Here is a 5,967-nt window from a genome sequence, read left to right as displayed (position 1 = left end):
AACCCGCATCATCAGCTTGGAAGGCTGAGGTAATAGCCATTATACGATGCACGCAACACGTAACTCTGTTTGAGCTATTTAACCTTTAGAATATGGTGGAGAGGGACGGATTCGAACCATCGAAGGCAGTGCCAACAGATTTACAGTCTGCTCCCTTTGGCCACTCGGGAACCTCTCCAAATTTTGAGCTTTCTCTCGCTTGCCTTATAGGAAGGGAGAAAGTGGTGCCGACTACCGGAATCGAACTGGTGACCTACTGATTACAAGTCAGTTGCTCTACCTACTGAGCTAAGTCGGCACAAGTGGGGCGCATTTTATTGAATGATTTTCCACCTTGCAATAGTAAATTGAAAAAAAGTGCAAAATTCTCTGACCAAACTCCTACATACGGCTATTTAGCTCAAGGTTTACGTCTTTAACCCGCATCTAGTACAGGAAGATATTTTATTTATCTATCGCTTGATGTATTTTCCATGCACTTGTTTTGTTATCCACTATAGAGTTTTGTATGAGCCCATTTATGTCATTTGACCGCGAACGTTGGTCTGAGCTAAGGAATTTAGTTCCGATGACACTTTCTGAGAGCGACTTAAAAGAGCTTCAAGGCATCAATGAAAAGCTCACAATGGAAGAGGCAGTAGAGATCTATCTACCGCTATCTCGTCTATTGAACCTCTATGTGGCAGCCAGACAGAATAGAAACTCGGTACTCCACCAATTTCTAGATAAGAAAGAGAAAGCGCCACCTTTTATCATCGGTATTGCGGGTAGCGTAGCTGTTGGCAAAAGTACCACTGCGCGTCTGCTTAAAGCCCTACTCTCTCGCTGGGAAAACCACCCAAAAGTTGAACTAGTGACAACCGATGGCTTTTTATATCCAAACGAGGTGTTAGAAGAGAAAGGGTTGATGAGCAAAAAGGGCTTTCCTGAATCTTACGATATCAAGCGTTTAGTGAACTTTGTTTCGGATGTAAAAGCTTGCAAGAGAAATGTCACAGCCCCTGTTTACTCGCATCTTACGTACAATATTACTGATGACGTTAAGTGCGTCGACCTACCAGATGTGCTTATTATTGAAGGGCTTAATGTCTTGCAAACCGGAATGAATTATCCACATGAGCCACATCGCGTGTTCATTTCAGACTTCCTTGATTTCTCACTCTATGTTGACGCCGATAGCCAACAAATCAAAGAGTGGTACGTCAATCGCTTTATGAAATTCCGTGATGGCGCGTTTACTAAGCCTGGCTCTTACTTTAGTCATTACACTAAATTATCGAACCAAGCCGCATTGGATAAAGCGGAAGGTATCTGGAGTTCAATTAATGGCTTGAACCTAGAACAAAATATTCTTCCGACACGAGAAAGGGCTCACCTGATTCTACGTAAAGGCGCAGATCATATGGTTGAAGAAGTGTTACTAAGAAAATAGTAACGCCTTAGTCGCCTTTTCTTAGCGATATCTCGCCACCAATATAGCTCTCGACACCATTCTCAGTTTTGAGCAATACAGCACCTTGCTCATCGATGCCTTGAACAACACCTTCAATTTCTCTAGGTCCAATGATCAATCTAACATTGCGACCTAAGAAATTATCCAAGCGGTTCCAACGCTCTACAAAATTGGACATTCCTTTCAACTCATAGTCGACAAGTGACTTATCCCAAGCATTGATCAGAGCCTGCGCTAACTGATTACGGTCTGGCACCTTCCCATCACACACTTCTTTAAGGGAAGTCCATGGCTGGCCAATACCTGATGTTGTTGGATCCATGGATAAGTTTAGCCCTAAACCAATCACAATATGTGCAGCGCCACCAGACTGTCCTGACAGCTCGACCAAGATACCTGCTAGCTTCTTGTCATTGTGGTAAAGGTCGTTCGGCCATTTGAGCTTTACACCTTCTACGCCCATTTCTTCCAAAGCTTCAACAACAGCGACACCAACCACAAGGCTTAAGCCCATTGCGGCAGCCATCCCTGCGTCGAGTCTCCAATACATTGAAAGGTAGAGGTTTGCGCCGAATGGCGATACCCACTCTCGTCCACGGCGTCCACGACCCGCAGCTTGATATTCAGCAATACAGACAGAACCCGATTCGAGGGTGTTAGTACGCTCTAATAGGTGCTGGTTTGTAGAACCTATGATGGGAATGAGTTCAAGAGAAGCATCGCGACTAACTGCAGACAATTTTTCTTGGTCAAGCATATCCAAACGACTGGCTAGCTTGTAACCCTTGCCTTGTACTCGGTAGATATCTAAACCCCACTCTTGAATACCTTTAATGTGCTTACTGATAGCCGCTCGTGATACGCCAATAATTTCACCTAGGTCTTCACCTGAATGAAACTCACCGTCAGCAAGACATCTCAATAGTGCAAGCTTGGTACTGTGCTCTCTCATGCCAATGACTCCAAAGCCTTATCCAAGTTTGTCTCGCAGTCTCGTCCCATAAAGCGCACTTCATGTTCCAATCGAATATCGAATTTATTCAAAACGGACTGGCGCACTCGCTCTGCAAGCTTAAGGATATCCACAGCAGAAGCCTCATCATAATTGATAATAACCAATGCTTGGTTGGGGTGAACCTGAGCGCCACCTTCTGTCACACCCTTGAACTGGCATTGATCAATCAGCCAGCCAGCAGCAACTTTGATCATGTCATTACTCTCATAGCCGACAATGTTTGGATATAGAGCTAACAGGCGATCAAAATGATCTTTGGTGATCACAGGGTTTTTGAAGAAGCTGCCCGCATTCCCTTGTATTCTAGGGTCTGGCAGCTTACTCGAACGGATAGCACACACTTCATCAAATACAGTACGAGGAGTGAGACTATCGGCTGCTAGGCTTTTTAACGGGCCATAGTGATTGCATGGCTCCCACTCTTTCGGCAACGTTAAACCAATCGCAACAACAATCGCTTTACCGTAGAGAGCATGTTTGAAAATAGAATCTCGGTAACCAAAGAGACACTCTTCCTTGCTTAATCGCTTAACTGTATAAGTATCCAGACATAGGATATCAACGTACTCGCATATGTCTTGCAGTTCAACGCCGTACGCACCAATATTTTGAATCGGAGCAGAGCCTGAACAACCGGGTATCATTGCTAGATTTTCTAGACCACCCAACCCCTTATCCACACTCCACTCAACCAAGCTTGGCCAATCCTCGCCACCACTTACATGCAGTAGGTGATGACTGTCCGTCTCGGCCAGCTCAATCCCGGCTAATTTATTCACGATGACCAGGCCAGCGAAGTGCTCAGTAAAAAGCATATTACTGCCTTTACCCAGTATTAACTTAGGCAAAGCTGACCATTTAGGGTCTTTGTAAAGCGAAATCAGTTCTTCGGTAGTGGTGACTTCAACCAACGCATCACACGTCTGATCGATGGAAAAAGTATGAACATTTTTTAAACTAGCATTGAGATGGAATTGCATGGCGATATTCAATTAACTTACACTGCGGTCATTCTACAGCAGATAAACCAATGGCGCAGTGACTGAATGAACAATGTCATCATTACTCAATTAGACCCAGTAAAGGTTCCCCTAGTTAAACGTTTCTATAAAGAACACTACCCAACGGGAAAAGCGAATAAGAGTGAACTGATCTACTCGTTATTGCTGGATAACGAGCTGTGCGGTGTCGTGCGTTTTCGTACAATAGAAAATAATCGCTTACTTACCGGTATGGCGATATCAAAACAACATCGTGGTCAGCAATTAGGCTCCCAGCTTATGGATTATTGTGCGCAACATACGCTTACGGAAGACGATTACTGCTTTGCGTACGCTCATCTCACCAACTTTTACGCGCGACACAAATTCGTACAAGTAGACCCTAAAGATCTACCAAATGGTTTAAGAGTTTTATACGAGCGCTATTCGAATAGCGGAAAAGATCTCATTCCTATGCATTATCAGCAAAATTGTTAGAGAATGCCTCGATTATCTAGTATTTGGTACTATCCCTTTGGTAAAATTAAAGGTTCGCAATTTTGCATATTTTTAAGGTAAAACAGTCAATATGATTGCCAGTAGGAATCCATTCATACAGTTGCCAACCATAGCGCAGAATCCTGACAAGTTTGAAGTACTACTATCAGCGCAAGAGTTTCGAACTCGCCTACTTGATGAGATATCTCGCGCAACGACTCGTATTAGTTTAGTCGCTTTGTACCTTGAAGATGATGAAGCTGGCCGTGAGATCCTAACTGCCTTATATGAAGCAAAGCAAAAGAATCCCGAACTAGACGTGAGTGTTTGTGTCGATTGGCACCGGGCGCAGCGTGGATTGATTGGCGCAGAGTCTTCTGAAGGCAATGCAGCCATGTATAAAGAGTTCGCAGAGAAATATCAACATTCTGTGCCTGTCTATGGCATTCCCGTTCGCGGCAAAGAAGTCTTTGGCGTATTGCACTTAAAAGGCTTTATCGTCGATGATAGCGTGATATACAGCGGTGCAAGCCTTAACAATATCTATCTGAATTACCATGACCGCTATCGCTTTGATCGTTACCATGTTTTAAACAATGCAGCTCTTGCTGACTCAATGTTTGCCTACGTACACGAACAGATGGTTGCGGACAGCGCTGTTTATGACCTGGCTGATAAGAACAAGCCTGCGACCAAAGAACTGAAACCAGCGATTCGTCAGTTTCGAGCATCATTGGCAAGGTCTCAGTATCAATTCGAAGGGCAAGAGGTTTCAGCAGAGCAAGTGGCTGTAACACCATTGGTTGGTATCGGTAAAAGACGTAACCGTCTGAATCAGGGAATCAACCAACTCGTCGCTCAAGCTAAAGATGAAATCTTCATCTGCACACCTTACTTCAACTTCCCACCTAGCCTAGCTAAAGAAGTGAAGAAAGCACTTAAGCGTGGCGTAAAGGTCAGCATTGTTGTTGGTGATAAGACAGCGAATGATTTCTTTATCTCACCAGAAGAAGAGTTTAAAACGATTGGTGGTTTGCCATACCTTTACGAACTGAACTTACGCCGTTTCGCTAAAGCGAATGAAGCTCATATTGCTAGCCGTAATCTATCAATTCGACTTTGGCAACACGATTCCAATAGCTTCCACCTAAAGGGCATTTGGGTAGATAAGCGCTACATGCTACTAACAGGTAATAATCTAAATCCACGCGCATGGAAGTTGGATCTAGAGAACGGTATCTTTATCCAAGATAACTACCATCACCTAACAGACAAGTTTCAGGCTGAAGTGGATAACATCCTTCAACACACTCAGCTTATCTGTACTTATAAGCAGTTAGACAAGGTAGAGAGCTACCCGATGGAAGTTCAGAAGTTGATTCGTAAGATCACTCGTGTGAAAGCCGATAGGGTGCTTAAGCAAATACTGTAGTCGATGTATTAGAGACACTATTTATCAACGCCTAGCAAACGCTAGGCGTTTTTGTATCTACGAGATAGCTATTTAGGTTTGTTTGATGGTCTTTCGAATCAACATCTCTATTTATGCATAGTGAGTGTGATAGCTTGAAGTGTTAAGCATCCTACCTTTTCCTTAGTCAACGTGTATCAGGTATGGTTTAGATAGCAGCTAAACGAGTACCAATACGAACATAATCGACAATTACCCTTTACGTATTCAAGCAATAAAGTCTCACTCCTTAGGGCGAAGTACGTACGCGATAGAGAATTTCACATAGTAAAACAATCAGATTAGTGCTCTGCTCTATTTAGCTTAAGAGTTAGAAGTGACCACCTATATTCCCAAGCAGCACCTCCCGATATATAGAGAAGTACTTCATAGCTAGCGATAAGGATCTACTACTAAAACCCAAAACACATACGCAGGAAACGACGAAAGCCTAGTCGTCAGACTAGGCTTTCTGATATGTGCCGGAATAGCATGAAGTGCAGGGGCTCGGTGTCTTTATACCAATTAAAGTAAAAATGTGATCTAATTAAGATTGATGAATTATTGTGAA

Annotated in this window: 5 protein-coding genes and 2 tRNA genes; 3 read left to right on the top strand and 4 right to left on the bottom strand. The window is 43.4% G+C overall.

Features of this window, described 5'->3' with window-relative positions:
* Positions 1-93: 93 nt before the first annotated feature.
* Together AB6E30_RS22265 and AB6E30_RS22260 are read right to left on the bottom strand one after the other, a co-directional pair.
* Positions 94-178 (bottom strand) — tRNA-Tyr (locus AB6E30_RS22265).
* A gap of 44 nt (positions 179-222) precedes the next feature.
* Positions 223-298 (bottom strand) — tRNA-Thr (locus AB6E30_RS22260).
* Positions 299-508: 210 nt separating this feature from the next.
* Between AB6E30_RS22260 and coaA the strand changes: the two genes are divergently transcribed.
* Positions 509-1,432 (top strand): type I pantothenate kinase, encoded by a 924-nt coding sequence (coaA, locus tag AB6E30_RS22255; protein ID WP_017066910.1) that lies wholly within the window; start codon positions 509-511, stop codon positions 1,430-1,432.
* Between the two features lie 7 nt (positions 1,433-1,439).
* Here the strand turns inward: coaA and birA are convergent, their stop codons facing one another.
* On the bottom strand, positions 1,440-2,405 hold the full coding sequence (gene birA / locus AB6E30_RS22250; protein ID WP_137002371.1) for a bifunctional biotin--[acetyl-CoA-carboxylase] ligase/biotin operon repressor BirA: 966 nt from the start codon (positions 2,403-2,405) through the stop codon (positions 1,440-1,442).
* Entirely contained in the window at positions 2,402-3,448 is a 1,047-nt protein-coding gene (gene murB / locus AB6E30_RS22245; protein ID WP_372105291.1) for a UDP-N-acetylmuramate dehydrogenase, read from the bottom strand. Before murB ends, birA begins: the two co-directional genes overlap by 4 nt.
* Positions 3,449-3,514: 66 nt before the next feature.
* Here murB and AB6E30_RS22240 point away from each other — a divergent pair, with 66 nt between their 5' ends.
* Positions 3,515-3,946, top strand: a complete 432-nt coding sequence (locus AB6E30_RS22240) for a GNAT family N-acetyltransferase (protein WP_102394676.1) — start codon at positions 3,515-3,517, stop codon at positions 3,944-3,946.
* Positions 3,947-4,037: 91 nt separating this feature from the next.
* Positions 4,038-5,378 carry a CDP-diacylglycerol--serine O-phosphatidyltransferase gene (gene pssA / locus AB6E30_RS22235; protein ID WP_029235079.1) on the top strand — a complete coding sequence of 447 codons (1,341 nt, stop codon included), beginning with the start codon at positions 4,038-4,040 and terminating at the stop codon, positions 5,376-5,378.
* The last annotated feature ends 589 nt before the right edge of the window (positions 5,379-5,967 follow it).

The organism is Vibrio sp. 10N.247.311.12 (genome assembly GCF_041467515.1).
Lineage (GTDB): Bacteria > Pseudomonadota > Gammaproteobacteria > Enterobacterales > Vibrionaceae > Vibrio > Vibrio crassostreae_C.
This window is presented reverse-complemented; position numbering and strand designations above follow the sequence as displayed.